Source organism: Kineococcus rubinsiae (assembly GCF_011839805.1).
GTDB classification, from domain to species: Bacteria; Actinomycetota; Actinomycetes; order Actinomycetales; family Kineococcaceae; genus Kineococcus; species Kineococcus rubinsiae.
In genome coordinates, this window is record NZ_VWPY01000058.1 from 1 (window position 1) to 26,415 (window position 26,415).

Consider the following 26,415-nt stretch of genomic DNA (forward strand, 5'->3'; position numbering starts at 1 on the left):
CTCGGTCGCGGTGCTGGTCGCCGCCGTCGTCATCGCTACCACCGGGTGGCTTCGCGCGGACGCGGTCGTCTCCCTGCTCATCGGTGCCCTGATCCTGCCGCGCACCATCAAGCTGCTGCGTGAGACCACCGAGGTCCTGCTGGAGTCCACCCCGCGCGGGCTGGACCTGGATTCAGTGCGCGAGCACCTGCTGGCCTTGCCGCACGTGCGGGGGGTGCACGACCTGCACGCCAGCCAGATCACCTCCGGGCTGCCGGTGCTCTCCGCGCACGTCGTCGTCGACGACGGTTGCTTCCACGACGGGCACACCCCGCAGATGCTCGATGCTCTGCAGGCCTGCGTGGCTGAGCACTTCCCGGTCAGCATCGAGCACTCCACCTTCCAACTCGAGCCGGCGAACCACGTCGAGCATGAAGTTGGCGCCCACTACTGACCTCGTCGAACCCCGGCGCTGCAGAGCGCTCCGTTGGATGCTGTCCCTTCCGCTGCGGTAGCCCGGTGATGGCCAGTGCGCCTAGCCACGTTCCAGACCGGTCAAGTGGCCCGGTGGTGTTCTCCTGCTCGTCACCTGCGTGAGGGGACGGGCCTGGTTGGCTGCGCACGCCCCCGCAGTTGAGCACCACCCATGGAGACCCTGTGCGTACTGGTCGTCGTTCTCCTGCCCGCTCCGCCTCGCGCTCGCTCTCGCGCCGCCTGATCACCGGTGCCGCGGTGGTCGGCGTGATCACCACCGCCACTGCTGGTGTCGGTATCGCCGCCGAGAACAGCCAGCGCCCCCAGACCCGCGCTCACCTGGCCGCGCAGAGCGACCTGAAGGCGGCCCCCGGTGCCACCGCGAAGGCTCAGGACAAGGTCAAGGCCAAGGACACCCGGGCTCGCAACGTGATCCTCTTCGTCGGCGATGGCATGGGCGCCTCCGCGCGTCAGGCCGGGCGCCTGGCGCTGGCCGGGCTGGACCGCGACCTGTACATGGACTCCCTGCCGGTGTCGGGTCTGGTGCACACCTCTCCCGAGGACCCCGAGTCCTTCATCACCGACTCCGCCGCCGGCGCCACCGCCTACGCCACGGGCGTGAAGACCTTCAACGGTGCCGTCGGGGTGGACGCACGCGGCAACGCGGTGCCCACGATCCTCGAGCGCGCCAGCACCGCCGGCAAGGCCACCGGGCTGGTCACCACCGGGCAGATCACCGACGCGACCCCCGCCGCCTTCGCCGCCCACGTCTCCGACCGGGGTGAGCAGTCCCTGATCGCCGAGCAGTACCTGAGCTCCTCCAAGCCCGACGTCCTGCTCGGTGGCGGGGAGGACTGGTGGCTGCCCAAGGGCACCTCCGGCGCCTTCCCCGACGCCCCGGCCGAGGACCCCGAAGAGGGCAGCCGCTCTGACCGCGGCAACCTGCTCGAGCGCGCCCGCAGCGAGGGCTACGCCTACGCCAACTCCGCCGAGAGCCTGCAGCAGGCCAAGGGCGGCAAGCTCCTGGGTCTGTTCGCCAACCAGGAGATGTTCCAGCAGAACCCCGAAGGTGAAGGCGACATCTACGCCCCGGTCGTCTCCCTGGAGCAGATGACCAACAAGGCCCTCGACGTCCTCGCCGAGGACAAGGAAGGCTTCTTCTTGGTGGTGGAGGAGGAAGGCGTGGACGAGTTCGCGCACTCCAACAACGGCGCCAAGACCATCCAGGCCGTCGACGAGCTCGACAAGGCCGTCCTGGCCGCGCGGACCTTCGCCGAGCAGGACGGGGAGACCCTGGTGATCACCACCGCCGACCACGAGACCGGCGGGCTGAGCATCGAGTCCGTCGACGAGGAGGACGAGTCCGGGGCCGGGGAGGCCGAGGGCATCTCCGCCGAGGACGGCCCCTTCCCGATCATCGGGCGCCAGGACGGTTTCGTCATGGACTGGAGCACCAGCGGTCACACCGGTGTCGACGTCCCGTTGACCGCCTACGGCCCCGGGTCGCAGCTGCTGACCGGCACCTACGAGAACACCTACGTGCACGACGCGATGGTCGCCGCCCTGCTGGGACGCTGACCTCGACACCCCCCACCCTGGAGCACCCGAAGAAGCACAGCTCCACCGGTGCAGATCACCCGCACAGGGCGGTTCCCCTCACGGGGAGCCGCCCTGTGCGACGTTTCCCTCCCCTAGACCGGCAGCGCAGCACGCACAGCACGGGCCGCTGCTCGAGGTGAACAGTGCTGTCATCGATGACTCGGACGAGCCTCTGGACGGACTCCCCCGCCCACCGCATCGCCAGGGCACGGGATCGCTCGTCCTTGAAACGCTCAGCACCGAAAAGGGCCGAAAGGACACCGCGTGATCAACACTGAGCTGTGATTGTGACAATCAAGGAGGTCTTCTGTTCAAACCCTTATGAGTCGTCTAGGTCACCGGTGGTTTCCACCGTCCTCGTCATCCCCGACCATCACCACAAGGTTCGCGAGTCACAGAAGGATCAGGAAGAAGAGCACCGCCTCCCCCATCTCGCGTCAAGGTTTTGACCACCCGATCGAGTTCGTCGCCCAAACCCGCATCGCTGCCGCGTGCCAGCCCGCCGATGTCAACGCGTGCAGTGGTCTCGCTCTCCAGCTGCGTTACCCGCACCCACACTCGCCGGCGAGGGATGAACAGTGACGCGGTGAGACCGCCGGTGGCCAGGAGGGCGAAGGTCAAGGCGGCGGTCTGACCCGGGGTGTAGCGGATGTCGAAGGCAGCGAAGCGGGTCACTTCCTCGAAGGTCACCGAGCCCAGTCCGTTGGGCAGATCGACGCTCTGGCCAGGAGTCAGCTGCAGGGGCAGAGGGGTCCCGTCAGCGCTGAGCATGGGACTCATGGCGGTGGTGTCCAGCTCGTAGACGTTCTGCGGCACTCCTGAGTCCAACCCCAGGTCCCCGGTGTAGACGGAAAGCACGAGGAAGGGGTTGCCCAGCCCGGGGAATCCCGAGACGGGCTGACCCGCCGCATTGATCGTCGCGGATGGCAGAAAGACGCCTTGAAGGGCCATCTGTCGAGGGTTGCCAGCCGCGTCAATGGCATCAGGCACTTTCACCACACCGGTGGAGTCATAGTTGCCCGTCTGCGGCAGGAAGGGGACTGCACCTTCTTGAACGACCTCTCCCGTCCCGTCACGGACGGTGATTACTGGTGCGTACCCGTTGCCCGACAGTGAGACCTGCATCCCCTGGATGGTCGCGGGGCTGTTGACCTCGATGCGCTCCTTCCTGGCCTGCCCGGTGTCCCCGGTGTCGATGCGCACGTCTGCGGCGAACTGCCGGGGCTCGCCCATCGCCGCTTCCTGCTGCGCCTCGAAGGCGACGTCCATGTTGTCCAGCGTGAGAGTGAAGGGAGGGACCTGATCGCTGCTGGTGCCAGCGCCGGCGGAGAAGCTGTCGAAGTCGCCGGCTGCGCCGACGAAAGCCTCCCCCACCGTCACCAACCGTTGTCCTGAGTAGGAGTAGAACGCGCTGATCGCGAAGCTGACGAGCAGGCCGATCAGCGCCAGGTGGAAGACGACGTTGCCGGTCTCGCGGTGGTGACCGCGCTCGGCGGCAACCGAGGACGTTGCCCCCTCCACCTCCGGGTGCAGGTCGACTCGGAAGCCCCGACCCCGCAGGTGTGCGGCGGCGGCCGCCGAGATGGCAGATGCATCCTCGGTGACCTCGATCGTCCGGAACTCGGGCAGCCGGGACAGTCGGGTGGGTGTGCGGGGTGGGCGTGCGCGGACCGCTCGTGCGTGCGCGGCGGTGCGTGGTGCGATGCAGCCGATGAGGGAGATGAACAGCAGGAGGTAGATGGCCGAGAACCACACCGAGGAGTAGACCTCGAAGACCTGCAGTCTCTGCAGCCACGGACCCGAGCGCGGGTTGTCCTGCAGGTACTGGGCCACCCCGGCGGCGTCAAAGTTGCTCTGCGGAAACATGGATCCGGGTACGGCCGCCACGGCCAACAGCATCAGCAGCAGCAGGGCGGTGCGCATGCTGGTCAACTGTCGCCAGCAGTACCGGGCAAGCTCCGGTCCAGTCAAGGGGCTCGCGACCGGGGAGGAAGTCACCTGGTGCTCAGGAGTAGGTGACTGCCCTTGGTCCCGCAGCTCATCAGCGTTGAGGCCTTCGACGCGGTGCTGTCGTCCGATACCCATCCTCAGCCCCGCTCCTCTCGACCGGCAGCCCCGACCGCGGACACCTCTCGGCCCTGGCTGGTTCTAGCGCGGACCCGCGCGCGAAGCCGCATCGCGAGGGGGAGAAGAACGGTCGATGCCATCAGCCATTCAGGAAGCGAGCCCAGACGGGTGGCCAGGGTCTGCTCAGAGCGCAGCGCGACATCGGCCTGCAGGACGTCCTGGGTGAACAGCGTGGTGCGCTCGGGGGCGCTGCCGTCGGGGGCGATGATGCTGCTCACCCCGACCGTGGAGATCTGCACCACCGTGCGGCCGGTCTCGACCGCTCTGACCCGTGACATGGCCAGCTGCTGGACGGCTTCGTCGGAGTAGCCGAACGTCGCGTTGTTCGTCTGAACGACGAGCATCTGGGCGCCTGAGCGGACCGAGTCGCGCACCAGGTCGTCGAAGGCCACCTCGAAGCAGATGACGTCGCCTACCCGGACCCCGCCCAGGACGACCGACCCGCCACGCTGACCGGGCAGGAAGTCCCGCCTGACGAGATCGACCTTGTCGCTGAAGGTTCGGAAGAAGCTGCGGTAGGGCATGTACTCAGCGAACGGGGCTGGTCGGCGCTTGATGTAGTTGCGGTCCGGATCGTCCACGGCTCCGGCCAGTCCCTCCTGGGGGGTGATGACGAGTCCGGCGTTGGACAGGTACCTCCCAGGACCATCGAGCACCGCCCCGATAAGCAGAGGGGCGCCTACCTGGCGTGCGGCGCCCTCGATGGCCGCTGCGGCCTGGTCGTCTCGGTAGGGGTCGATGTCACTGGAGTTCTCCGGCCACAGCACCAAGTCTGGGGCCGTGGCTTGACCCGCCTGCACCGCAGCCGCCAAAGCGCTCGTCGCGGCGACGTGATTGTCCAGGACCGCGCGTCGTTCGGCGTTGAAGTCCAGACCTGCGCGGGGGGTGTTGCCCTGCACCGCGGCCACGTTGACCGTTCCTTCCTGGGCGGCGCTCGGTCGAGGAAGGACCGCGCCGGAGGCGAGGACCGCGACCGCAGCTACGACCGGGACCAGGGCCGGCCACCGTGCAGCGGTGCTCGGCTCAGAGGATCTCTGCTTCTGCAGCTGGTGCACACACTTCACCAGCCCGAGTGCTAGCAGTGCTCCGGCCAGTGCGACCACGAAGGTGACCGAGGCAGCACCGGCGACACCTGCCCAGCTGAGGGTGGGGGCGTCGGCTTGGGAGAAGACCAGACGAGCCCACGGGAAGCCGCCGAAGGGAACGCGAGCTCGCGCGGCTTCGATCGCCACCCAACCGCCGGCGATGACCAAAGGGCTCACCGCGGCGTGAGTGCGTTGCAGGAAGGGCATCGCTGCACCCAGGACCGCGTAGAACAAGGCACACAGCGTGGCCAAGGCCATCCACGGCACGACGCCGACGAAGGTGCCGCTCCACGCCAGGTGCGGGATGAGGAAGGCCAGCCCGAGGACCAGCCCAGACCCGAAGCCCGTGACCGCGCCGCGCCCGCGGGTGGCCAAGCACAACGCGGTCACCCCCAGCACGGCTCCCGGCCACCACCCGCCCTCGCTGAGCGCTCCAGGAAAGGCAGTCCACAGCGCGAACCCACCGCCCGCAGCCAGCCCCAGGGACATCGTCGCGGTGGCCAACGCCCTGCGCCGGCCGTGGTGCTCACCCGTCGGTCGACGAGCCTGGTCCAGCGACTGGCCGACTCTGCTTGCTCGCCGGACGCGGACGCGGGTGCGCACACGTACGCCTCGAAGCGCAGCGACCTGGCGGCTGTTCAGCGACGGACCTTCTTGCGCCGTCACCGAGTCACCTCCGGCACGAGGGGGGTGGCGCGCTTGTGGGCGGTGGCCGCGTACAGCGCACACAGACGGTCGTGGACTTCGGCGGTGACGGGCACGCACTCGAGGAAGTCGTCGATCTGCTCGTAGCTCAGTCCTAGGGCGTCCTCATCGCTTCGGCCCGGACGCAGGCTCTCCAGGTCGGCGGTGGGGACCTTGTTCACGATGTGGGAGGGCAGGCCCAGGTGCGCCCCGAGCGCTCGTACCCGCCGCTTGGTCAGCCCGGACAGGGGGTTGGCGTCCACTCCGCCGTCGCCGTACTTGGTGAAGAACCCGGTGATGGCTTCGGCAGCGTGATCGGTACCGATGACCAGACCGGCTGTGGCGCCGGCGATGGCGTACTGAGCGACCATCCGCTGGCGGGCCTTGATGTTGCCCAGCACGAAGTCGCGGACAGCGGTGGAGGCGAAGGTCAGCCTCGCATCGTCGACTGCGCCCAGCGCGGCATCGGCGGCGGGTCGCACATCGACGGTGAGGACCTCATCGGCGTCGACCACCCGCAGCACGTCACGGGCATCGGCGTCATCGAGCTGAGTGCCGTAGGGCAGACGGACCGCGACGAACCGCGCGGCGCCGGTGCTCTGTCTCGTGGCTTGGCGGCACAACATGCCCGTGACGGCTGAGTCGATGCCACCGCTGATGCCGAGGACCAGGGCCTTCGCGCCACTGGAGGCCAGCAGCTCGCTCAGGAAGGTGGTGCGCTGCTGCGCCTCCTGTTCGGGGTCGAAGCCAGCTGAGACTCCCAGCTCGGTGGCGATGCGTCGTTGTTCTGCGCTGACGGCGTGCCCCATGTCGGCTCGCCCTCTCCCTCTGATCGGTGTGCTCGCTGGGCGTCGTCGCTCAGCGGTCCTGGCGAGCCTGTTCGCTGTGGCTCACGCCCCTGACGGCGAGCCAGGGTCAGTGGCGGGTGCGGTGGTGGCTGCGGGGGTCTGTCGTGAGTCGGCGGGCCGGCGGATCTCCGCAAGCATCAGCAAGAGCGCACCGATGACGATGGTGACGTCCGGCAGGTTGAAGGTGGGCCACCAGCCGGAGTGGAAGTAGTCGGTGACCACCCCGTCGCCCAAGCGGTCGGTGAGGTTGGCCAAGGCGCCACCGAGGATCGAGGCCATCCCCGCCAGCTGCAGGCCGGGGCGGTGCGCGGCAGCCCACCACCCTGCTATCGCGATCGCCAGGCACAGCACGCTGGTGATGATCAGCACCAGCGTCGGGTGCTCCGCCCCCAGACTGAACGCGGCACCGGGGTTGTAGGTCAGACGCAGCTGCAGCAGACCGACGTCGCGCCCGTCACCGGTCAAGTCGCGCTCAGCCCAGGTCCTCACCCCCCACGCCACGGCCAGGACTGCCGCCGCACCGATGTACAGCGCAGCACGCCGCACCGCCGGTCGATGAGCGTGGCCCGGTGCCCCAGGTGGGTTCGGTGCAACCGCGGTCATGTCCGGTCCTGGTCTGCGGAGTCGGGCTTCATGGCCTTCACCCGCTCAGTCGTCATCGTCATCGTCGTCGTCGTCGTCGTCTTCGACGAGTTCGCCTTCCCAGGCTTCACGGCCTTCGTGGATGGCGAAGGCGGCGATGACGAAGCCGGCCACCGGGTCCAGCCAGGCGGCACCGGTCAGGGCGTACAGGCCCAGACCCAGCAGGGTCGAGATGCTCAGGAGCACGCAGATCCTGGTCTCGGCGGCATCGGCCAGGATCAGCGGGTCTCCCAGTTGGGTACCCACCCGGCGCTTGGCGCGGGCCAGCACCGGCATGATCACGATGGAGGCGATCAGCAGGACGATGCCGATGGTGGAGTTGTCCGGGGCTTCACCGCCGAGCAGGCTGCGAACGCCCTCGATGATCACGTAAGCGGCCAAGACGAAGAAGGTGACGGCGACCGCTTTCAGCGTGCGCCGTTCCTTGACTTCATCGGCTTCGCCATGGCGCAGTCGGGCGGCCAGGCGCAAGCTTACCAGCACCGCTGAGGCAGATTCGATCCCGGAGTCCAGGCCGAAGCCGACCAGGGAGACCAACCCCGCCAGCAGGCCTACGGTGATCGCTACCGCACCTTCGATGACGTTGTAGGCCACGGTGAACTGCGTCAAGCGCAGTCCACGGCGAGTCAACCGCTCGACGCCACCAGGATCGAGCGTGGTGGGTGCCGTGCTCACGTCGGGCCCATCGCGCCAGCGGTCTCTCGGCTAACGGCGTCGACACCGAAGGTCGAGCACAGCTCGACCGCGTCCCCGGTCCGGGAGAGCAGCCGCTCAGCCGCAGCCAACAGGGCACTCAGTTCAGGCGCGCAGGTCAAGGAGAACATCGAGGCGCGCCCTTGAGGTCGAGACGTGACGAGCCCACACTCCCGCAGGCAGAGCAGGTGCGCAGACACTGTGGATTGAGCCAGACCAACCGCGGCGACGAGATCAGCGACCCGCGCTTCGCCCTGGTTCAACCGCAGCAGCAACGCCAGGCGGGTGGGCTCGCCCATGGAGCGGAACAGTGCCGTGGCGGCCGCGGGTGCACCCAGAACCGCAACGGGGGGCAGCATCACCCCCTTACTCATCGTCATCCGACGATGTTATCGCATCAACGCTCAGCACTCAGCGCGTAGACGGTTGAGGCGTTGACCGGGGGGTGCGGCGAGAGCTCGTGGACGGGCGGAAGAAGAGCGCTGCGACGACGCTGACGTAGAGCACCCAGACGATGGCCTGCGCCCAGGTGGTGACGGGGGTGAAGTTGAGCAGACCGCGCAGCAGAGCGCCATACCAGCTGTTGGGGGCGATGGTGTCGGAGACGTCGAAGGCCAGCGAGTTCAGGCCAGGCAGCACGGCGGCTTCCTGCAGGTCGTGCACGCCGGCGGCCAGCACGCCGGCGGCCACGACGATCAGGGCTGCTCCGGTCCAGGTGAAGAAGCGGGCCAGGTCGATGCGCAGGGCACCGCGGTAGATCAGGTAGCTCAAGGCGACGGCGCTGAGCAGGCCCAGGCTCGCGCCGATGACAGGCTGGGTGGTCTGACCGCTGGCTTGGATGGCCGCCCACAAGAACAGCGAGGTCTCCAGGCCTTCACGACCCACGGCGATGGCAGCGGTGAGAGCTAAGGCGCCAGCACCGACGCTCACGGCGGCCTCGACCCGAGAGCGCAGGCTGGCCGACAGCTGCCGCGCCGCCCGGCGCATCCAGAAGATCATCCAGGTGACGAACCCGACAGCGATGATCGACAAGGCGCCGCCGAAGAATTCCTGCGCCTGGAAGCTGAGCTGGCTAGAGGTGAACGTCAGCAGGGCCCCAAAAGCCAGGCTGAGCGCGACTGCAGCACCGACGCCGGCCCAGATGGGACGCAGTCGATCGCCGCGGCCGGATTTGATCAGGTAAGCGATGAGGATGCTGACCACCAGGGCCGCTTCCAAGCCCTCTCGCAAGCCGATCAGGTAGTTGGCGAACACGTCGTCCTCCCGTGGCGAACCGTGCGGGGCGCCAGCTCAGGGGTCTAGCGTAGTGATCTTGTGAGCCGCCTTGCGCACACCTACAGGCATCCCCTTTGCATCGGTCCAGGTCGATGCTATCGCCAGCCAGGGGTGATTCGTGTCCGGACCCGAGGTGAAATGGTCCGTCATGGCTGTCGGAGCGCTGCGATGACGCCAGGTGCGCTGCACGGTCGTGGGGCGTGCGCCAGGGGTAGTGATCACGGTGATCCGACAGGCCTACGGAATGGTGAGCCTGTGCTCGGCGTCGGTAAGGCATGACGCAAGAGATCACCAAACGTGGGGCTGTGTCGACGCAGTCCCCGCTCCCAGCAGGTCACCGTGCGAAGCGCTTGTGAGACCCTTGCCGGCGTGAGTGGTCCGCCTGCCTCCGGGACGCTGCGTCTAGCGCGCACCGGCCTGCTGGCGGTGTTCTCGTTCACGCTCGCGTCGTTGGCTTACGTCGCGTCGGGTGGCCGCCTCGAGTCACCGGTTCTCCTGCTGCTCCTCGCCGCAGCCATCACCGGCCTGGCCCATCTGGGGACGAGTCCAGCGATCAGGCGCCGATCGATGCTCCTGCTCCACGTCGCCATGCAGGTGCTGGCGCACCAGGGCTTGTCAGCCATCTCCGCGGATCGCAGATCGTCTGCACCCTCTGACCTGGTGCTCGCCTTGGGCGCTGAGCCTTCTGCCACGGGGCGGCGTTCCAACAGCGTGCTGTCTTTCGAGGCGATCGACAGGTTGTCGACTGGCGCCTTCGGAGGTGCTGGGCATGCTGCTCTTCTGCCCCACCCGGGTGCTGGATCGGGGTTCGCGTTGTTCAGTCTTGGCCTCCAGCTCGCGGCCACGGCCCTGATCGTTGTGACTCTGCACGGGCTCGATCAGGCCGTGTGCCGGATCTGGTCCTGGTTGCAGCCTCTGTTCGCATCCGTCACGCCTTTGGGAACCTTCCCCCTGCACCGACGTCGTCGTTCGGCTCCGATCGCTGTGGCCAAGCCCACGTTGCAACGCTTGACGCGCCGACGTCGTCGTCGCGGGCCTCCCACATCGCTTCGCCTCACGCTCGCAGCCTGACGTTCTGCTTCGTCCGACAGCCCCTTCACCAGCCTCAAGAGTGCGGTTCACCGCAGTACTGCCGGTGGCTGGCGTCGGTTCGAGGTGCATGGCCTGCGGCGCTAGACGGCTGGCGACGCCCCTTTGGTTGACGACAGGACTGCTGTCAGCCCGACTGCTGGGCGTTGCTCGTCGGCGTGGGTGTCCAGCAAGCCGCTGCCACAGCCTCGACGAGCTGTGATCAATGCGGACGGCAGCTGGTCGCCTCTTGACGTCTTGAGAACACGGCCCGCCTTGGACGTGTGTCTCACGGTCGAACCATGCAGATCAATCACCAGCACTTCCACACCAGAAAGTTGAAACAATGCTCAGTGCAAGCCACTCCCGCGTCCGGATGACCTTCCCGGCTGCTGCCCGCAAGTCTCTGTTGTGCCGCCTTGCCGTAGGCGTACTGCTTGCGGTCAGTGTCTGGGTGCTCGCCGCTGCACCGGCGCACGCTGTGAACCTGCCCGGCGGTCGCGCTGCTTCTTCGAGCCAGGAGATCGCGGCGCCCATCGCCACCGCTTCGATGTCCGCCTCCATCGAGAGCTCTGGAGGGGCCACTCCCCTCGAGGCACAACTGGCGGCCGCAGGGGTGTCGATCGGTAGTCAGTACGCCATCGTCAGCGGCCTCGTCGTGATCGGCGTAGCGCTCGTCATCGTCCGCGCTGCAGGACGTCGCAGGCGTGACCTCGACCGCTGACGTGTCGGGATCCCGCCTCCGATCGCTCCTGCCAGCTGACACTGCGCCCTGCGGTGCGAAGACTCCAGCCACTGCGCCGACCAGTGGTCTAGCGGACAACGCCACCTCGCAAGAGTGCATCACCCTCTGGTGGCGTCGCGGGAGCCGACCTTGACGACCCTGCCGACGCCAGAGGCTGAGGCCACCTCGGCCAGCAGCTCCGGGCACGCTCGGCCAGCACTGGCACCGGTCCTCGTCCTCGGCCTCGTCCTGGTGGTTCCGCTGGTCACGCTCGCCGTCCTCGCCGGGGGCGGTGAGCTGGAGTCGCCTGACGGTGGCCTCGGGGATCCTGGTGTCGGTGTGCGGTGGGCCTTGCCGGCGGCGCGTGCCCTGCTGGACGTCGGCCTCGCCCTGACCACGGGGCTGCTGGTCCTGGTCGCGGGGCTGCTGCCGGGCCCGCGCGGCGGCGCGCTGGACGCTCGACGGGCGCGAGCGGTGCGCTATGCCGGGATAGCGGCGCTGCTGTGGACCGGCGGCGGTACCGCGACGGTCGTCCTCACCTACGCCGACGTCGCGGGGACCCCCCTCGAAGGAGTCAGCGGGGAAGCGTTGTGGTTGTTCGTCCGCCAGTTCGACCTGGGTCGCTCGCTGGCGATCAGCACCATGCTCGCGGTCGTCGTGGCCACCGGCTGCCTCTTGGCCACCCGGCTCACCACGACAGCCGTTCTCGCCGTGCTGGCTGTGGCCGGAGCGTTCCCCCTGGCGTTGACGGGGCACAGCGCGTCGGCCTCCAACCACGGCGCTGCCGTCGACGCTCAGTTCGTGCACGTGGTGGGCCTGAGCGTATGGATCGGCGGGTTGGCCGGTGTGGCGGTGCTGCGCAGGGCCTACCGGGAGGAGTTCGCGACCCTCCTGGGCCGGTTCTCGACCCTGGCCGGCTGGTGCTTCGCCGTCGTCGCCGTCTCCGGCGTCGTCGGTGCTGTCGTGCGGGTTCCGGTAGCTTCCGCGCTGCTCAGCACCTACGGGGCGCTGCTGGCCGCCAAGACCGCCTGCCTGCTCCTGCTCGGGGTGGCCGGCTGGCACCAGCGACGACGGGTCCTCATCGGCCTTCGCGCCGGTGTCCTGGGTGCCGGCCCCGCCTTCAACCGGGTGGTGGTGGTGGAGCTCTCGGTGATGGCGGTGGCCACCGGTCTCGGCATCGCGCTCTCACGCACCTCACCGACCGCCGCGGAGGCGAGTACGAGCAGTGGCGGGGACAACGAGACCCTGCTCGGCTACCCCATGCCGCCGCCCCTGCAGGGCGCGCAGTGGTTCACGCAGTGGCAGCTGAACCTGCTGTGGGCGAGCGTGGCCGTCGCCCTGGCCGTCTGGTACGCCCGGGCGGTGTGGCAGCTGCACCGACGCGGGGACCGCTGGCCGATCGGTCGGGCGCTGTTCTGGTGGCTGGGGTGCGTGCTGCTGGTGTGGACCACCAGCGGTGCGCCGGGGGTCTACGGGCGTGTGTTGTTCAGCATGCACATGGTCGAGCACATGACCGTGGCCATGGTCGTGCCGTTCCTGTTCGTCCTCGGAGCGCCCATCACCCTGGCCCTGCGGACCCTGCCGGTGCGTCGCGATGGCAGCCGGGGCTGGCGGGAGTGGTTGCTCGTGCTGACCCACTCCCGGTGGATGCGCATCGTCGGGCACCCGGTCGTGGCCTCGATCGTCTTCATCGGCGGCACGGTGGTCTTCTACTACTCCCCACTGCTGGACCTCGCCCTGCGCACCCACACGGGGCACCTGCTGATGATGGTGCACTTCCTGTTCTCCGGGTACGTCTTCTCCTGGATGATCTGCGGCATCGACCCCGGCCCGCAGCGCCCGGTCTACCCCATCCGGATGATCATCCTCATGGTCTCCCTCGCCTTCCACGCCTTCGTCGGGATCGCCATGATGAGCAGCGTCGAGGTCATGGGCGGTGAGTGGTTCGGCGCCCTGGGCCGCTCCTGGGGGCCCACCCCGGAGGAGGACCAGTTCCGCGGTGGAGCACTGGCCTGGGCCCTGGGCGACTACCCGGCCGCGCTGATGAGCACCGCACTCGCGCTGCGGTGGATCCAGTCCGACCGGCGAGAACGACGTCGCTACGACCGGCAGGCCGACCGCGACGGTGACGCCGAGCTGCACGCCTACAACGAGCACCTGCAGCGCTTGAGTCGACGCGGTGAACCCGCCGCCGGCCAACCGGCAGGTGAGGGCGAGCAGTCCTGACGTGACCCGACTCCGAACGGCCGAGGACGAGCTACGGCTTCCACGGTTCGACCCGACGACCCACCGACGACGAGGAGACTCGACGATGTTCGCCTGCTTCCCTGCTCCTCCTCACCCGTGGACCGGGTCGACCTCCGCGGCCCCGCGGTGGCAGCGGTGAGTGATCGGGAAGAGGCGCGACGCGCACACCTGGATCGTGTGCGGTCCCGCCAGCGACGAGCGCAGCGGCGCCGCAGCATCGCGGTCATCGCCGGCGCCGCCGTCCTGTCCTGCGCCGTGGTGGCCGCCGTGGTCGTCCCGCTGGCCCGGGAGCACCGCCAGCAGTCGCAGGCAGCGGCGGCAGCGGCGCGCGGGATCGACGGGGTCCAAACCTTTCCCGGCTTGTCGCGCGAGCACGTCACGTCTGCGGTCTCCTACCCCCAGGTGCTTCCCGTCGGCGGTGACCACGCGCCGGTGTGGACCAACTGCGGAGCCTACGAACAGTCCGTCCCAGCGACTCAAGGCGTGCACTCCCTCGAACACGGGGCGGTGTGGATCGGGTACCGCCCCGACCTCGACCGTGCCCAGGTGCAGGAGCTCACGGCCCTCGCCCAGGCCAACAGCTACGTGCTGCTGTCCCCGGTGGCGGACCTGCCCTCACCCATCTCGCTCAGCGCATGGGGCGTGCAGCTGAACCTGGACGACGCAGCAGATCCCCGGCTGATCGCCTTCATCCGGCGCTACCAGCAAGGTCCGCAGACGCCAGAACCAGGCGCCCCCTGCACCGGTGGAGCAGGAGCCGTGGCGTGATCCCGTGGGCACGCCGCGTCCGCACCCGCGGAGCACGCGGTGCGCCCCTCGTCATCGCGATCGCCCTGCTCGCGGCGGCCGTGGGACTAGCCGTGGGCTTCCTGTCGAGGCCGCTCGTCGCCCCTGTGGATAACGATCCCGCCGAGGACTCCGTCGACGTCGGCTTCGCCCGCGACATGCGCGAGCACCACGGCCAGGCCGTCGAGATGTCCGTACTCGTCCGCGACCGGACCACCGACCCCGAGGTGAGGACCCTGGCCCTCGACGTGATGCTGACGCAACAGCAGCAGGCCGGGCAGATGTTCGGCTGGCTCTCGGACTGGGGTGTGAGCCAGAGCAGACCAGGGTCTGCCATGCAGTGGATGTCCTCAGATACCGGGACGGGGACCGCGTCCGAGGACAACATGCACGGAGGAATGTCGATGCCGATGACCCCCACCGCGACGTCGTCGATGAGCACGCCGACACCGGCGACGGCCATGCCCGGCATGGCCAGTGCAGTCGACCTGCGCCAGCTAGGGACCTTGTCGGGCGCAGAAGCCGAACGCTTGTACCTGCAGCTCATGATCCCCCACCACCAGGGAGCAGTCGCCATGGCCGAGGTCGCCGCCACCGAGGCGGGCAGCGCAGTGGTGCGTCGGCTGGCGCAGACGATCGTGGACTCACAAAGCGCCGAGGTCCTCATCCTGCAGCAGATGCTCGCGGCCCGGGGAGGGCCGCTCACGGACCGGGGGTGACAGCGAGTGCGGGCCGTGGACTGCACCAGGGTGAGTGCGAACTCGTGAGGCTGGTGGCACGCCAACCTCCCAGGGTTGGCGAAGCCACTCAAGCTGACTCAAGGCGGACGACAAGCTGACCGATCATCGGCATGAGCCCTGCGAGGGGCTTCCACCCGCCTGTTCGCCACGTGCACGACGTCGAGATGTGCTGACGGGCGAAGCTCAAAGGAAGTAGGAACGTCATGGCCAAGAAGCCGAAGGTCGAAGGCGCGGAGGCTTCTGGTCGCAAGAAGAAGCCGATCATCATCTTGGCGCTGGGGGCGGTGCTCCTGCTCGGCGCCGGAGGCGGCACCACGTTCCTGCTGACCAAGGGCGACTCCGCGGCCGCGGCCGAGACCAAGGTCGAGAAGGTGGAGCCTCTGGTGCCTGGCGAAGTGGTCCCTCTCGACCCGATCACGATCAACCTGGCCGATGGGCGTTACCTGAAGCTGGGTGTGGCTCTGCAGGGCGTCCTGGTCGAGGCTGGCGGGGAGGGTGCATCCGGCCCGGACGGCAGCAAGGCTTTGGACCTGGCCATCGCTGAGTTCACCGGCCTGACGATGGCGGAGCTGTCCAACCCCGAGCAGCGCGAAAAGTACAAGGACGAGTTGCAGGAGAAGATCATCACCGCGTACAAGGAGAAGGACGCGGAGGGCGTCGAGCACGAGACGGTCATGGGCATCTACCTCACCCAGTTCGTCATGCAGTGATCGCTGGCATCCCCAACTGAGCGATCCCCCGCGACGGCGACACCTCGAGGGGACGCCCGTGAGGCGCCGGCTCAGGCGAGTCGCTCACAAGACGGTCTGGAAGTTCGCCGCCCATCCCTGCATGACCGGGGTGATCTTTGCCCACACCCCGCTGACGAGTAGCACACCGATGACGACGAGGACGCCGCCGCCGGCGATGCTCACCGCGCGGCGGTGCCTGCGCACCAGGTCCAGTGCTCCGCTGAAGCGTTTGAAGGCCAGAGCGAGCACGACGAACGGCACGCCCAGGCCCAAGGCGTAGACCCCGGTGAGCAGGGCCCCGCGGCCGGCTCCGGACTCGGTGAAGGTCAGCGCCTGCACCGCGGCCAGGGTGGGGCCGATGCACGGGGTCCACCCCAACCCGAAGGTGACCCCGAGCAGGGGTGCACCGGCTAACCCGGTGGGCGGGCGCCAGCGGATGCGCGCTTCACGCTGCCAGGACGGCAGCAGACCGGTGAAGGAGATCCCCAGCAGGATCACCAGGACACCCAGGACCCGGGTGATCGGGCGCTGGTACTGCAGCAGGAACGTCGCGGCGCCGCCGACGGCGGCGCCGATGAGCACGAAGACGCTCGCGAAGCCCAGGACGAACAGTGTCGCGCCCAAGGTCATCCGTCCGCGGTGTGGGTGGCTGACCTCCTGCGAGCTCAGACCGGTGACGTAGGCCAGGTAGGCCGGCGCCAACGGCAGCACGCACGGTGAGAGGAAGCTCAGCAGCCCCGCCAGCGCGACCACCGGTAGCGCCAGCAGCAGAGACCCGGTGACGACAGATCCGGTGGCCAGAGAGCTGGCGGCCAGAGAGCTGGCGGCCAGAGACCCGGTGGCCAGAGACCCGGTGACAAGGTCGCCGCTGACTTGAACGATCACGCTCACGCCGGCGCGCCAGGGGCTTCGGCGAGGGCCGCGTCCAGCAACGCGGTCAGGGTGGAGGCGCTGATCTGCCCGATCACCCGTGCTGCGACACGACCCTCCCGGTCCAGCACGAGGGTGCTGGGCACCGCTGAGGACGGCACAAACTCCCGCAGGGCCAGGAACGCCTGCTGCTGCACCGAGTCATCGAGGCTGGGGTAGGTGATCGCGTAGGTGCGTTCGAAGGCTCGGGCGGCGGCGGGTGAGTCGCTGACGTTGACGCCGAGGAAGCTCACCCCACGCTCGGCGTAAGCGCTGGCTGTGTCTCGCAGCATCGGCGCTTCAGCGCGGCACGGCGCACACCACGACCCCCAGAGGTTGAGCACGACGACGGACCCGCGGTAGCCGGCTACGTCGACCGGCGCTGCGCCCTCCTGCAGGGCCGGACCGGCCAGGGTCAGCGGTTCGCCCCGGGAACCCGGCGCGAACTCCGCGATGGCCGCCTCGTTCGTGAAGCTCGCTGCGAGGTCCTCGCGGTCGCCCTTGGCGCGCCAGGCCACCAGCCCGCCCACCGCCAGCACCGGAACGCCGATCAGCACAGCTCGCCGGCTACGACTGGTCGGGGTGGTCTGCTCCTCGCTCACCGCGCACCGCCGAGACGCCGCACGCCGGGAGACTTTCTCGCCACGCGCACCGTAGCCTTCACGGCCTGCGTCCCCGGGAGGCATCCGCCGTGGGTACGGCAGGGCTTCTTCTGGCGCGGGCGTCCTGCCGGCGGCGGCGCACGAGCACGATGACGGTGCCCAGGATGGCGCCAAGGAGCGCGGCAAGACCAGTGCCCACCACGACCACCGACGACCCCACGCCCCCCCGCCCGATTTCGGCGTGGGCAGCCTCGGTGCTGATCGACGGCGACGGCGACGCCGACGCACCATTGCTGGCGCTGGCGGAGCTTGGTGTGGGTGCAGCAGTGGTCGTGCTGGTCGCCGGCGGCGCGACGGGCGCGACCGCGGCGGGCGCGGCTTCGACGGTGAAGCTCACGCTGCCGGAGATGGGATGCCCGTCGGCAGACACGACGCGGTGGTCGACCCGCCACGGCTGCGTGGCCGAGTCCTGGATGAGCTCGTCAGGTACGGCCAGGACGACGGTGCCCGCATCGACGGCGGCGGTGACCGCGGTGGCCGGGGCTGTACCGACGGTGATCGCCCCGTCGACGAACTGAGGAGCGACGTCCTCGTTGAAGACCAGCGATACCTGCGTGGGTGCGGTGCTCAGCGTGGCGCCATCAGCTGGGTCGGTGCTGAGCAGGGCGCTGTGAGCGGCTGCCGGTGTCGCCGGCAGGACACTCAGCGCCGCAGCAAGCAGGGCAGCGGCGCCCCAGACGCTGGCCGGGGACCGTCTGGCCTTCAGGGAGTCGCCCTTGAAGGGTTGGAGGAATCGTGGGGAGGTGGTGGTGGTCACAGGACTCTTCTTCCTCACCGGACGACGTGCTCGAGGACGTCGACCGACATCGGGTGGGGGCAACGACGGTGAGGCCCACCAGGTCTTCCCTGGTGGGCGTGTTCTCTCGCAGCCCCCGATGCGCGCTGATCAGCTGAGCGGAAGGAGGCTGCGGACCACCGGTGGGCCACGTCGACGCCGATCCTGCTCGACCCGCGTCAGCGCCGGTCGGTGGTCGCCGCCGTCGATGAGCCTGGCCTGCCGGTGCACGCAGAAGACCGGGGCCAGACCTTGATGGCGGAACAACGGCTGTAGCCACGCCCAGACCTGCCACAGGGCGCGTTCGCTACCGGCCAGCGCGGCAGCGCTGAGCAGCGTGGCGAGGATGTGGAGGGCGAGCATGGTCACGGCCGCCGGGGACGCGAGGCCGGCGTGGGTGGCCATCGCGACGTGCTCGGCCTGCGGTGGCAGCGGTGCCCCCCACGTGGCCACGCCTGCGTGCAGATGACCGCCGGCCTGCGTGATGCGCATCGAAGTCGCAGCGCCCCCGTGGCCCCCGAGCAGGGACAACGCCTCGTGCAGCAGCAGCTGTAGGACCCCCATCATGACGAGGGTGATGCCTGGCCCCAGCTTTCGGGCGGTGATGAGGACACCGAGGCACCCCACGAGCACCGCCAGAGCCGCCGACAACCACAGCGAGGGCAGCCGTCCACCGGAGACGGTGTGACCCAGTCCCGCCAAGGTGAGTGTGGTGGTGACCACTGCGCCGCTGCGCGCGAGGCGCAGCGCTCCGCTGGTCGGGGATGAGCTCATGAGATCGCCGTCGCCGGCTTCGTGCGGAAGGACTCAGCAAGCGAGCGGTCGGGGTGTCGCATCAGCTGTGACACCCCCGTCAGCACTGCACTTCACCATCTTGGCGGCACGCTCAAGTCTGCTGCCTGAGCTCGTCGGCCATGCCCTCGCCACCGTCCAGCCGAATACTAGCCCGTGTAGTATCCACGGCTAGACCGCGATGCAGTCGGTTCCCTCGGTGGTGAGCGGCCCGCCCAGGAGGACCCCGTGTCGCGCAACCTCAAGCTTTCCGTGTCACTGGCCGCGCTTGTCGTGCTCACGCTGGCGGGTGTCTTCCTGTGGACGGCCGGACGCAGCGTGGCCGAGCCGGTCGCACCGCCGGCCACCGCCGCAGCGGCCAGCGACGCCCAGCAGTGCGTGAGGACAGCTACGTGCTGGGTGAGCCCGGCACCGGTGGCGTTACTCTCGTGGAGTTCCTCGACTTCGAGTGCGAGGGCTGCCGGGCGGCTTACCCGCTGGTGGAGCAGATGCGCCGGGATTACGACGGTCGCGTCACCTTCGTGATGCGGTACTTCCCGCTGGCCGGGCACTTCAACGCTATGAACGCTGTGCTGGCGGTGGAGGCGGCCGCCCAGCAGAGCAGGTTCGAGGACATGTACGCCCGGATGTACGCCACCCAGGCTAGCTGGGGCGATCAGCAGGTCTCCCACGCCGACACCTTCCGCGGCCTCGCCGACGACCTCGGGCTGGACATGGCCGCCTACGACAAGGCCCTCGCCGACCCTGCCAGCAGAGCCCGCGTGGAGAAGGACGTCGCGGACGGTCTAGGGCTGGGCGTGCAGGGGACCCCGACCTTCTTCCTCAACGACCGACAGCTGCAGCCCACCAGTGAGGAGGACCTGCGGGCCTCCATCGACGCCGCTTTGGCCGCGGCGCCCGCCTCGTGAGCGCCACCCAGACCCCGTCGCCGGCCACGTCAGACGCTGAGGGGGCGCTGACGGCGGGTGAACCGGCGAGGGTCCTGCTGGTCACCGGTCTGCTGGGTCTTGCCGCGGCCTTCGCCCTGACCGTAGAGAAGATCGCGCTCCTGCGGGACCCCGCCTACCTGCCCATCTGCAACGTCAACGCCCTCCTGAGCTGCACCTCGGTCATGACCAGTCCGCAGGCTGAGGCCTTCGGCTTCCCCAACCCGCTGCTGGGCCTGGTCGGCTTCTCCGTACTCACCGCCACCGGCGCAGCACTACTCGCCGGGGCGAAGCTGCGAGCCTGGTTCTGGACGGGACTGCAGATCGGCCTCACGGCCGCCTTCGTCTTCATGCACTGGCTCATCATCCAGAGCGTCTTCGACATCGGCGCCCTGTGCCCGTACTGCCTTCTCGTGTGGGCGGCGACCGCGCCGGCGTTCTGGTACACCACCCTGCGCAACCTGCGAGCCCTGGCCCGGTCTCGCTCGCACCCCTCACTCGAGCGTGCAGTACGAGTTCTCAGCGAGGTCCACGCTGTCCCGCTGACCATCTGGTACCTCACCGTCCTGGTCATCATCGCGATCACCTTCTGGGACGAAGCGCTGAGCCTCACCCGCTGACGCTGTCGCTGCCAACCGCCGTTCCGCCTCAGTCAGCTCGAGCCGCGGTCTCCAGGTCCGCGGCATCCGTCCGCCTCCATGTCAAGAACAAGCGCTGGTCTGCCGAGGGCTGATGGGTGAGCTCCTTGTCCCGGCTGTCGGCCGCGCCGGTGCGTCGATTGCTCGCCCCCCTCCTGGTGGTGGGGCTGCTGGCCGCGGCCGTGGTGCTACTGCACCGCACCTTCCGCCGACACTCCTGGGCTGACCTGACCGACAGCCTGCTGGCCCTCGGACCGGGCGTCGTGCTCGCCGCCCTCGCTCTGACCGCGGTCTCCTACCTGGCGATGACCGGCTACGACGCGCTGGCCCTGCGCTACGTCGAGCACCCCCTGCCCTACCGCCGCTACGGCCTGGCCTCGTTCGTGGCCACCGCCTTCGCCAACAACCTGGGCGCCTCCGCACTGGTGGGGGCGGCGGTGCGGGCCCGCGTCTACTCCAGCTGGCAGGTCCCCGCCTCCGTCGTCACCCGCATCATCGGCTTCAACGGCATCACCCTGGCCCTGGGCGCCGCGGTCCTGGCCGGCGGCGGGATGCTGCACGACCCGGCCGCGGTCGGCGCGGCGCTGCACCTGCCTGTCGCCGCGGTACTGGCCCTTGGGGCGCTGCTCGTAGCGTCGGTGCTGGGCTATCTCGCCTGGGCGGTCGCAGGTCGTCCCATCGGCCGGCGCCGCTGGCGCATCGAGCGGCCCTCCCCCCGTGTGGCGGTGGCCCAGGTCGTACTGTCGACGGTCGAGTGGTTGAGCATGGCCGCGGTCCTACACGTCCTGCTGCCCACCGAGGGCAGGCCCGCACTTCTCCCGTTCGCCGTCGCTGTCGCGGTCGCGACCCTCGCCGGGCTGGTGAGCAACGTGCCCGGGGGGCTGGGGGTCTTCGAGACGACGCTGGTGGTGCTCATTGGGTCGACCACCTCCCCTGCGGGACTCGCGGCGGCCCTGGTGGCCTACCGGCTCTGCTACTTCGCGCTGCCGCTGCTGTTGGCGGGCGTGCTCCTCTTCGTCCACGAGGCCCGCCGCGGCGCGACGGCGGTCGGAGTGACCCGCACCGCCGCGGCCGCAGCCCCCGCACCGACGCCAGCACCACCGATCTCCCCGGTGCGCGTGCTCACCCGCTCGGTCCTCACCCCCTCGGTCCTCACCCCCTCGGTGCTCGCGGTGGGCGTGGCCGGGGCCGGCGTGTTCATGGTGGTAGTCGGGGACCTCCCGGGCTCGGGGTCGATGGACCTTTCCGCCGTCACCACCAGCCTCGCCGGGCTGGCCGCCCTGCTCACCGCCCGGGGTCTGCACCGACGACTGCGAGGTGCGTGGACCGCCACCCTGGCGTTCCTGACCGGCACCACGGTGATCGCCACCGCCCACGGGGACCTGGTCCTGGCCGCCGTGACCGCCGTCCTCGCCCTCCTGCTGCTGCCGGCCCGGAAGGCGTTCTACCGGACGGCCCCTCTCGCCCGGCGGCACCACCTGGCTTGGCCGGTCACCGCGACCGTGCTGGTCGGGGTGGCCGTCTGGTGGCACGAAGCCAGCGGACTCGGCGGTGCGCTCGACGTACCCCTGCTGGCGGCGTCGATCTCCGGGGACACCCCGGGCACAGACCGGCTGGCGATGGTCGCGGGCGCCGCGGGGGTCCTCATCGGCGGGCGGCGCGTCTTCTCCGCCGGTACCCCCACTCCGCTGGCCTCCGACGACGACGAAATGGCCCGGGTGACGCAGATCGTCGCCCGGTCAGGACGCTGCGTGTCGCACCTGGCCTTCACCGGCGACAAGCGCTTCCACTTCAGCCCCGACGGCACCGCGTTCCTCATGTACCAGGTCGAGGGGCGCAGCTGGGTGGTGATGGGCGACCCGGTCGGCGACCCGGACGCCTTCCGGGGGCTCGTCCTCAGCTTCCTGGCCGAGATCGACCGCCACGGCGGCCGACCGGCGTTCTACAACGTGCTCACCGACCACGTCGACCTCTACCGCGAATGCGGGCTGAGCCTGGCCAAGCTCGGCGAGGAAGCCGTCGTCCCACTCGCGGACTTCACCCTCGCCGGCAAGGCCAGGATGGGACTGCGCAACTGCCGCAACAAGTCCCAACGCCTCGGGCTGACCGTCGACTTCGTCGCACCGGCGGACGTCGCACCGCTGCTGCCGGACCTGCGCGAGATCTCCGACGCGTGGCTCGCCCACCGCAACGGTAAGGAGAAGCGCTTCTCGCTGGGCGCCTTCGACGAGGATTACGTCTGCCGCTTCCCCCTGGTCGTGATCCGGCAGGAGGGGCGCATCATCGCCTTCGCCACTTTGTGGGTCGGTGGCGACGGCCGCGAGGTGCAGGTCGACCTCATGCGTCGCCTGCCCGACGGGCCGCGCACCGTCATGACCTTTCTGTTCGTTGAATGCATCCTGTGGGCCAAAGAGAACGGCTTCTCGTCGTTCAACCTGGGCATGGCGCCCCTGTCGGGGTTGCGAACCGACGCCGCGGCACCTCCCTGGGACCGCCTCGGACACCTGCTGTGGACCCACGGCGAACGGTTCTACAACTTCAGGGGCCTCCGGACGTTCAAGCAGGGTTTCGACCCCCGGTGGCGGACCTGCTACGTCGCGGCACCTGGCGGGCTGGCCCTCCCGAACGCCATGGTGAACGTGGCCACATTGGTCGGTGGTGGACTCCGCGGGGTGATCCGTGGGTGACCTGGGACAGCGATCGCCCTGTCGCGGGGCACCTTCGGCAGCATCACGTGCCTCATCCGCGCGTTGGCGTCGTCAGACAGCCGCAGAGCGAGCTCCCACCATCGAGGGTTCAGTCGAATGTGTCGGTTGCCGACACCTCTGCAGAGGTAGCAAGACGTGATTGAGACCGAAGGGGTCCACTGACATGGCCCAGGAGATGGAGCGGAAGATGTCGAGTTCAAAGAGCGCTCAGAGCGCCGGGGGTGCAGGGGCATCTGCCGGCGGCGAGTCCACTGAGAAGGGCGGCAAGAAGAAGAAGTTGGTCATTGCCGCGATCGCCGCTCTTGTGCTGCTCGGTGGCGGTGCCGGCGGGGCGTACACCTTCATGAAACCTGCAACCGCGTCAGCGAGTGAGGCCGTTGAGGAGGAGGTGCTTGTCCCTGGCGAGGTGACTGCCCTGGATCCCATCACGATCAACCTGGCTGACGGTCGTTACCTCAAGCTTGGAATCGCGCTGCAGCAGGTCCTCAGTGAGGCGGGTGGCGAGGGTAGTTCAGCGGTGGATGGCTCGAAAGCTCTGGACCTGGCCATCCGAGCGTTCTCCGGTTTGACGATGAGCGACCTCTCCAATGTTGAGAGCCGGCAGAAGTACAAGGATGAGCTTCAATCGCAGATCATCGAAGCTTACGTAGCTGAACCCGAGAAGGAGGGTGAAGAGGGTCTGAAGCAGGTCATGGGCATCTACTTCACTCAGTTCGTCATGCAGTGATATCAATGTCGCGTAGCAATTAGGCACCCACAAGGCCTGGTCCGCGTGGGCGAGGTATTAGTACGGTCCCTGCTGCTGCGAGTGTTGCGCAATGACGCGGCGGATCGCCAGTGACTGCTGGCGATGCGACTGGCGGCGGATGCATCAGGCATCACTGATGCGTGCTGAGCAACGGGAGATTGCGCACACGGTTCCTGCTTACGTCGTCATCCATGACGGTGGAGAGGAGATTTGTCAGCGACTGCCGGTCGCGAACCACGGCCCACTCCGACCGCCGACAGCGCGCGAAAATAAGTTCTTATCGGCGCAGTAAGGTGGTACGTCCTGATGCCATAGCCGGCCTCGGGGCGACCCGGCTGGACTGGTCTTAACGCCCCAGTCGTCGGCGTCCATAGCGGGTGCGTCCTCGGGGTTTGTAGACCGCCAGGATCGTGGCTGTCAGCAGTACCAGAAGAGCAGCACTTGAGTGCAGCACCACGGTGGGGCTGGCCAAAAGCGCTAGATCCTCGGCTGAGAGACGTGCGCGTGAGGTGGCGACTCCGGCGAGTCGGGCGAAGGTGCCCATGTACAGAAGTAGGACGGCCGTGGCCACGATGGTCAGCAGGAGCTTGATAATCACCCAGTAGTGCCGTAGCAGCCCCCATGTCGTTCCCAGCGACTGCACGACGCCGGTGACCAGCGAGGCCAGGCTGAGGGGCACGAGGACCCACCAGCCGAGACTCTGCATGAGCGGGTACGCCACCCGGGCAACCGCGGGGTCGCTGCTGCGCAGGGCAAAGACGGCCACCATCAGCACGCACAGCACCGCCCCCACCCAACCAAGCGAGGCGAGCAGGTGCGCAGTCAGCACAGCCTTACGCAGCGGCGGGGACATCACCGCCACAACGTCATCGCCCGGACGTCCAACTGCTCACCGGTGTGGTCGGTGACGCTTGACGTGACCAGCTCCGTCGGTCCAGCTGCCGAGGTCAGGTGACGACCGGGGCCATGCTCGCCGCCCAGCAGCATCGCCACCACCAGGATGGCGACCACAACCGCCGCAAGCAGGGCCATCACCTTGACCCACCGCGGCATACCTTCCTCCACGCCTCGGGCAGGTACCCTGCCCCGCCCTGCAGCATGGTCTCGGGCGTCGCCATCGCCGGCGTCGGACTCTCCTCGAGGCACCATGCCCTCACTTTTGCAAGACATACTGTTTACGTCAAGACGTTGCGTCTTGATTGTGCCGTTCCTAGACTGCGCGGGTGCCGCGGCTGTGGGAGGAAACGATCGAGGCGCATCGCGACGCGGTGCGTGAAGCCATCCTCGACGCCACTGCCGCCCTGGTGGGCGAGCACGGCGTCGCCGGGGCGAAGATGGCCCGCATCGCCGCTGAGGCGGGCATTGGCCGCGCGACGCTGTACAAGTACTTCGCTGACGTTGAAGCGATCCTGCACGCCTGGCACGCCCGCCAGGTCGAGCGGCACCTGCAGCACCTACAGCAGGTCGCCCACCCCACGCAGGGCGACGCGGGGGCGGGTGAGCCACTGGAGGCCGCTCTGCTCGCCTACGCCGAGATGTCCTTCGAACACCGCGGTGGCGAGCTGACGACCCTGGTGCACTACGGGGAGCACTTCGCCCACGCTCAGCGCCGACTTGTCGCCTTCTTCGAGCACTTGATCGAGGAAGGTGTCCGAGCAGGTCAGCTCCGCAGCGACGTCCCGGCCGAGGAGCTGGCGCAGTTCTGCGCGCACGCCCTCGACGCGGCTCGCGAGGCGTCCTCCCCCGCCGCGGTTCAGCGCCTCGTCGCTACCATCCTCGATAGCCTGCGGCACAACACCTGACCCGCGTGGTCTGCCCCTGCCGCCTTCGAGGATGCTGATGAAGCGCATCCAGTGCCAGGCTTGCTGTCGCTTTCGCCTGCGAACTCACGAAGTGGCCCCTGTCGTACCCGCGGCGGGCAAGGCTGCGAAGGTGCGGCCTCCGTCGGGGGAGGTCATCACGGTGGTGTCGGTGACGACCTGGACGTGCAGGCCATCGGTGCCGTCGGTGTTGGCGCTCAACGCCTGAGGAGTCCCTTCGACGCGGCCACGCTCGTCCCAGGTCAGTCCGGCGTCAGTGCTGATGAGGACCTGACCCTCTGGGGTGACGCCGACAGCGGTGTCTTGCGTGCCGCCTGCCCAGGCCACCAGCAATAGCAGGGGTGCAGCGGGGATCGCCGACCACGTCTGGCCGGCGTCGCTGGAGCGGACCGGGCCGTCTTGACTGGTCGCCAGCAGCACCGCGCCGTCGGGTGAGGAGGTCAGCGCGAACGGTTGCACCGGTGCGCTCAAGCTCGTCCAGGTGGTGCCGTCGCTGCTGGTGCGCAACGTGCCGTCGTAACCGAGGACGGCGCGGGAAGACGCGGCGAGGGCGTGGAAGTCCGAGAGTCCCTGGCGCGAGAGTTGCGTCCAGGTGCGCCCTGCGTCGCGGGACTCGATCAGCCCGACCGGGTCGGGCAGGTTGCTGCCGGCACCAGGATGACCGGAGGCGTAGTAGTGCGCCGGGCCGGCGATGGTGAAGCCCATGAGGTCGTTGACCGGTCCGATGCGCTTCGG

27 protein-coding genes are annotated in these 26,415 nt (G+C 68.8%); 13 read left to right on the top strand and 14 right to left on the bottom strand.

Going from position 1 to position 26,415, the window contains the following annotated elements:
- The coding region (locus F1544_RS19530) for a cation diffusion facilitator family transporter (RefSeq protein ID WP_167587858.1) at positions 1-433 on the top strand (433 nt) is incomplete at its 5' end.
- Positions 434-636: 203 nt separating this feature from the next.
- Positions 637-2,031 carry an alkaline phosphatase gene (locus F1544_RS19535; RefSeq protein ID WP_373368102.1) on the top strand — a complete coding sequence of 465 codons (1,395 nt, stop codon included), beginning with the start codon at positions 637-639 and terminating at the stop codon, positions 2,029-2,031.
- 381 nt (positions 2,032-2,412) lie between these two features.
- On the opposite strand, the gene resB is transcribed toward F1544_RS19535, so the two are convergent.
- From resB to efeU, 7 genes are all read right to left on the bottom strand, one after another.
- Positions 2,413-3,975, bottom strand: a complete 1,563-nt coding sequence (gene resB, locus F1544_RS19540; RefSeq protein WP_244309237.1) for a cytochrome c biogenesis protein ResB — start codon at positions 3,973-3,975, stop codon at positions 2,413-2,415.
- Between the two features lie 164 nt (positions 3,976-4,139).
- Positions 4,140-5,753 (bottom strand): apolipoprotein N-acyltransferase, encoded by a 1,614-nt coding sequence (gene lnt / locus F1544_RS19545; protein ID WP_167587891.1) that lies wholly within the window; start codon positions 5,751-5,753, stop codon positions 4,140-4,142.
- Between the two features lie 173 nt (positions 5,754-5,926).
- Positions 5,927-6,757, bottom strand: coding sequence for an NAD(+) synthase (nadE, locus tag F1544_RS19550; protein WP_167587860.1), 831 nt, complete (start codon positions 6,755-6,757; stop codon positions 5,927-5,929).
- 81 nt (positions 6,758-6,838) lie between these two features.
- Positions 6,839-7,342 carry a signal peptidase II gene (locus tag F1544_RS19555; RefSeq protein ID WP_308470200.1) on the bottom strand — a complete coding sequence of 168 codons (504 nt, stop codon included), beginning with the start codon at positions 7,340-7,342 and terminating at the stop codon, positions 6,839-6,841.
- Between the two features lie 102 nt (positions 7,343-7,444).
- The gene (locus F1544_RS24880) at positions 7,445-8,113 is read right to left on the bottom strand and encodes a cation diffusion facilitator family transporter (protein ID WP_167587862.1); all 669 of its coding nucleotides are present in this window, start codon (positions 8,111-8,113) and stop codon (positions 7,445-7,447) included.
- Positions 8,110-8,511: an ArsR/SmtB family transcription factor gene (locus tag F1544_RS19565; protein ID WP_167587863.1), complete on the bottom strand. Its 402-nt coding sequence runs from the start codon at positions 8,509-8,511 to the stop codon at positions 8,110-8,112. The genes F1544_RS24880 and F1544_RS19565 overlap by 4 nt, the downstream gene beginning before the upstream one ends.
- A 31-nt stretch (positions 8,512-8,542) precedes the next feature.
- On the bottom strand, positions 8,543-9,385 hold the full coding sequence (gene efeU / locus F1544_RS19570; RefSeq protein ID WP_167587864.1) for an iron uptake transporter permease EfeU: 843 nt from the start codon (positions 9,383-9,385) through the stop codon (positions 8,543-8,545).
- 390 nt (positions 9,386-9,775) lie between these two features.
- On the opposite strand from efeU, the gene F1544_RS19575 reads away from it, so the two are divergent.
- From F1544_RS19575 to F1544_RS19600, 6 genes are all read left to right on the top strand, one after another.
- Complete coding sequence (locus F1544_RS19575) at positions 9,776-10,477, top strand: hypothetical protein (RefSeq protein WP_167587865.1); 702 nt, start codon at positions 9,776-9,778, stop codon at positions 10,475-10,477.
- Positions 10,478-10,850: 373 nt separating this feature from the next.
- Complete coding sequence (locus F1544_RS19580) at positions 10,851-11,198, top strand: hypothetical protein (RefSeq protein ID WP_167587867.1); 348 nt, start codon at positions 10,851-10,853, stop codon at positions 11,196-11,198.
- 351 nt (positions 11,199-11,549) lie between these two features.
- Positions 11,550-13,424 (top strand): bifunctional copper resistance protein CopD/cytochrome c oxidase assembly protein, encoded by a 1,875-nt coding sequence (locus F1544_RS19585; RefSeq protein ID WP_244309239.1) that lies wholly within the window; start codon positions 11,550-11,552, stop codon positions 13,422-13,424.
- Between the two features lie 117 nt (positions 13,425-13,541).
- Positions 13,542-14,213: a thioredoxin-like domain-containing protein gene (locus F1544_RS26570; RefSeq protein ID WP_308470201.1), complete on the top strand. Its 672-nt coding sequence runs from the start codon at positions 13,542-13,544 to the stop codon at positions 14,211-14,213.
- Complete coding sequence (locus F1544_RS19595) at positions 14,210-14,950, top strand: DUF305 domain-containing protein (RefSeq protein ID WP_308470202.1); 741 nt, start codon at positions 14,210-14,212, stop codon at positions 14,948-14,950. The genes F1544_RS26570 and F1544_RS19595 overlap by 4 nt, the downstream gene beginning before the upstream one ends.
- Before the next feature lie 224 nt (positions 14,951-15,174).
- The gene (locus tag F1544_RS19600; protein ID WP_167587871.1) at positions 15,175-15,681 is read left to right on the top strand and encodes a flagellar basal body-associated FliL family protein; all 507 of its coding nucleotides are present in this window, start codon (positions 15,175-15,177) and stop codon (positions 15,679-15,681) included.
- 84 nt (positions 15,682-15,765) lie between these two features.
- Here F1544_RS19600 and F1544_RS19605 read toward each other — a convergent pair whose 3' ends face one another.
- The 4 genes from F1544_RS19605 to F1544_RS19620 all read right to left on the bottom strand — a co-directional run bounded on the left by F1544_RS19605 (position 15,766) and on the right by F1544_RS19620 (position 18,822).
- Entirely contained in the window at positions 15,766-16,548 is a 783-nt protein-coding gene (locus tag F1544_RS19605) for a cytochrome c biogenesis CcdA family protein (RefSeq protein ID WP_244309254.1), read from the bottom strand.
- A gap of 41 nt (positions 16,549-16,589) precedes the next feature.
- Positions 16,590-17,213 (bottom strand): TlpA family protein disulfide reductase, encoded by a 624-nt coding sequence (locus F1544_RS19610; RefSeq protein WP_308470204.1) that lies wholly within the window; start codon positions 17,211-17,213, stop codon positions 16,590-16,592.
- 58 nt (positions 17,214-17,271) lie between these two features.
- Complete coding sequence (locus F1544_RS19615) at positions 17,272-18,030, bottom strand: copper resistance CopC family protein (protein ID WP_167587875.1); 759 nt, start codon at positions 18,028-18,030, stop codon at positions 17,272-17,274.
- A 129-nt stretch (positions 18,031-18,159) separates the two neighbouring features.
- A complete protein-coding gene (locus tag F1544_RS19620) occupies positions 18,160-18,822 on the bottom strand; it encodes a hypothetical protein (protein ID WP_167587877.1) in 663 nt (220 codons plus the stop codon).
- A gap of 410 nt (positions 18,823-19,232) precedes the next feature.
- Here F1544_RS19620 and F1544_RS19625 point away from each other — a divergent pair, with 410 nt between their 5' ends.
- The 4 genes from F1544_RS19625 (at position 19,233) to F1544_RS19640 (ending at position 23,839) form a co-directional block, all read left to right on the top strand.
- Entirely contained in the window at positions 19,233-19,748 is a 516-nt protein-coding gene (locus F1544_RS19625) for a DsbA family protein (protein ID WP_208972235.1), read from the top strand.
- Positions 19,745-20,386, top strand: a complete 642-nt coding sequence (locus tag F1544_RS19630) for a vitamin K epoxide reductase family protein (RefSeq protein WP_167587881.1) — start codon at positions 19,745-19,747, stop codon at positions 20,384-20,386. Before F1544_RS19625 ends, F1544_RS19630 begins: the two co-directional genes overlap by 4 nt.
- Positions 20,387-20,502: 116 nt before the next feature.
- A complete protein-coding gene (mprF, locus tag F1544_RS19635; protein ID WP_167587883.1) occupies positions 20,503-23,091 on the top strand; it encodes a bifunctional lysylphosphatidylglycerol flippase/synthetase MprF in 2,589 nt (862 codons plus the stop codon).
- A gap of 184 nt (positions 23,092-23,275) precedes the next feature.
- Positions 23,276-23,839 (top strand): flagellar basal body-associated FliL family protein, encoded by a 564-nt coding sequence (locus F1544_RS19640; protein WP_244309243.1) that lies wholly within the window; start codon positions 23,276-23,278, stop codon positions 23,837-23,839.
- A gap of 367 nt (positions 23,840-24,206) precedes the next feature.
- Here F1544_RS19640 and F1544_RS19645 read toward each other — a convergent pair whose 3' ends face one another.
- Both F1544_RS19645 and F1544_RS19650 read right to left on the bottom strand, forming a co-directional pair.
- On the bottom strand, positions 24,207-24,713 hold the full coding sequence (locus F1544_RS19645; protein WP_167587901.1) for a hypothetical protein: 507 nt from the start codon (positions 24,711-24,713) through the stop codon (positions 24,207-24,209).
- Positions 24,713-24,913 carry a hypothetical protein gene (locus F1544_RS19650; RefSeq protein ID WP_167587857.1) on the bottom strand — a complete coding sequence of 67 codons (201 nt, stop codon included), beginning with the start codon at positions 24,911-24,913 and terminating at the stop codon, positions 24,713-24,715. Before F1544_RS19650 ends, F1544_RS19645 begins: the two co-directional genes overlap by 1 nt.
- 170 nt (positions 24,914-25,083) lie before the next feature.
- On the opposite strand from F1544_RS19650, the gene F1544_RS19655 reads away from it, so the two are divergent.
- Complete coding sequence (locus F1544_RS19655) at positions 25,084-25,662, top strand: TetR/AcrR family transcriptional regulator (RefSeq protein WP_167587885.1); 579 nt, start codon at positions 25,084-25,086, stop codon at positions 25,660-25,662.
- Positions 25,663-25,746: 84 nt separating this feature from the next.
- Here the strand turns inward: F1544_RS19655 and F1544_RS19660 are convergent.
- The coding region (locus F1544_RS19660) for a F510_1955 family glycosylhydrolase (RefSeq protein WP_167587887.1) at positions 25,747-26,415 on the bottom strand (669 nt) is incomplete at its 5' end.

What these genes read in the sequence shown, in the direction of transcription:
- resB (WP_244309237.1), bottom strand. Translation starts at nt 3,975, where the DNA reads ATGCGCACCGCCCTGCTGCTGCTGATGCTGTTGGCCGTGGCGGCCGTA.
- F1544_RS19645 (WP_167587901.1), bottom strand. Translation starts at nt 24,713, where the DNA reads ATGTCCCCGCCGCTGCGTAAGGCTGTGCTGACTGCGCACCTGCTCGCC.
- F1544_RS19620 (WP_167587877.1), bottom strand. Translation starts at nt 18,822, where the DNA reads ATGAGCTCATCCCCGACCAGCGGAGCGCTGCGCCTCGCGCGCAGCGGC.
- F1544_RS19600 (WP_167587871.1), top strand. Translation starts at nt 15,175, where the DNA reads ATGGCCAAGAAGCCGAAGGTCGAAGGCGCGGAGGCTTCTGGTCGCAAG.
- F1544_RS19650 (WP_167587857.1), bottom strand. Translation starts at nt 24,913, where the DNA reads ATGCCGCGGTGGGTCAAGGTGATGGCCCTGCTTGCGGCGGTTGTGGTC.
- F1544_RS19580 (WP_167587867.1), top strand. Translation starts at nt 10,851, where the DNA reads ATGACCTTCCCGGCTGCTGCCCGCAAGTCTCTGTTGTGCCGCCTTGCC.
- nadE (WP_167587860.1), bottom strand. Translation starts at nt 6,757, where the DNA reads ATGGGGCACGCCGTCAGCGCAGAACAACGACGCATCGCCACCGAGCTG.
- F1544_RS19640 (WP_244309243.1), top strand. Translation starts at nt 23,276, where the DNA reads ATGGCCCAGGAGATGGAGCGGAAGATGTCGAGTTCAAAGAGCGCTCAG.
- F1544_RS19565 (WP_167587863.1), bottom strand. Translation starts at nt 8,511, where the DNA reads ATGACGATGAGTAAGGGGGTGATGCTGCCCCCCGTTGCGGTTCTGGGT.
- lnt (WP_167587891.1), bottom strand. Translation starts at nt 5,753, where the DNA reads ATGTCCCTGGGGCTGGCTGCGGGCGGTGGGTTCGCGCTGTGGACTGCC.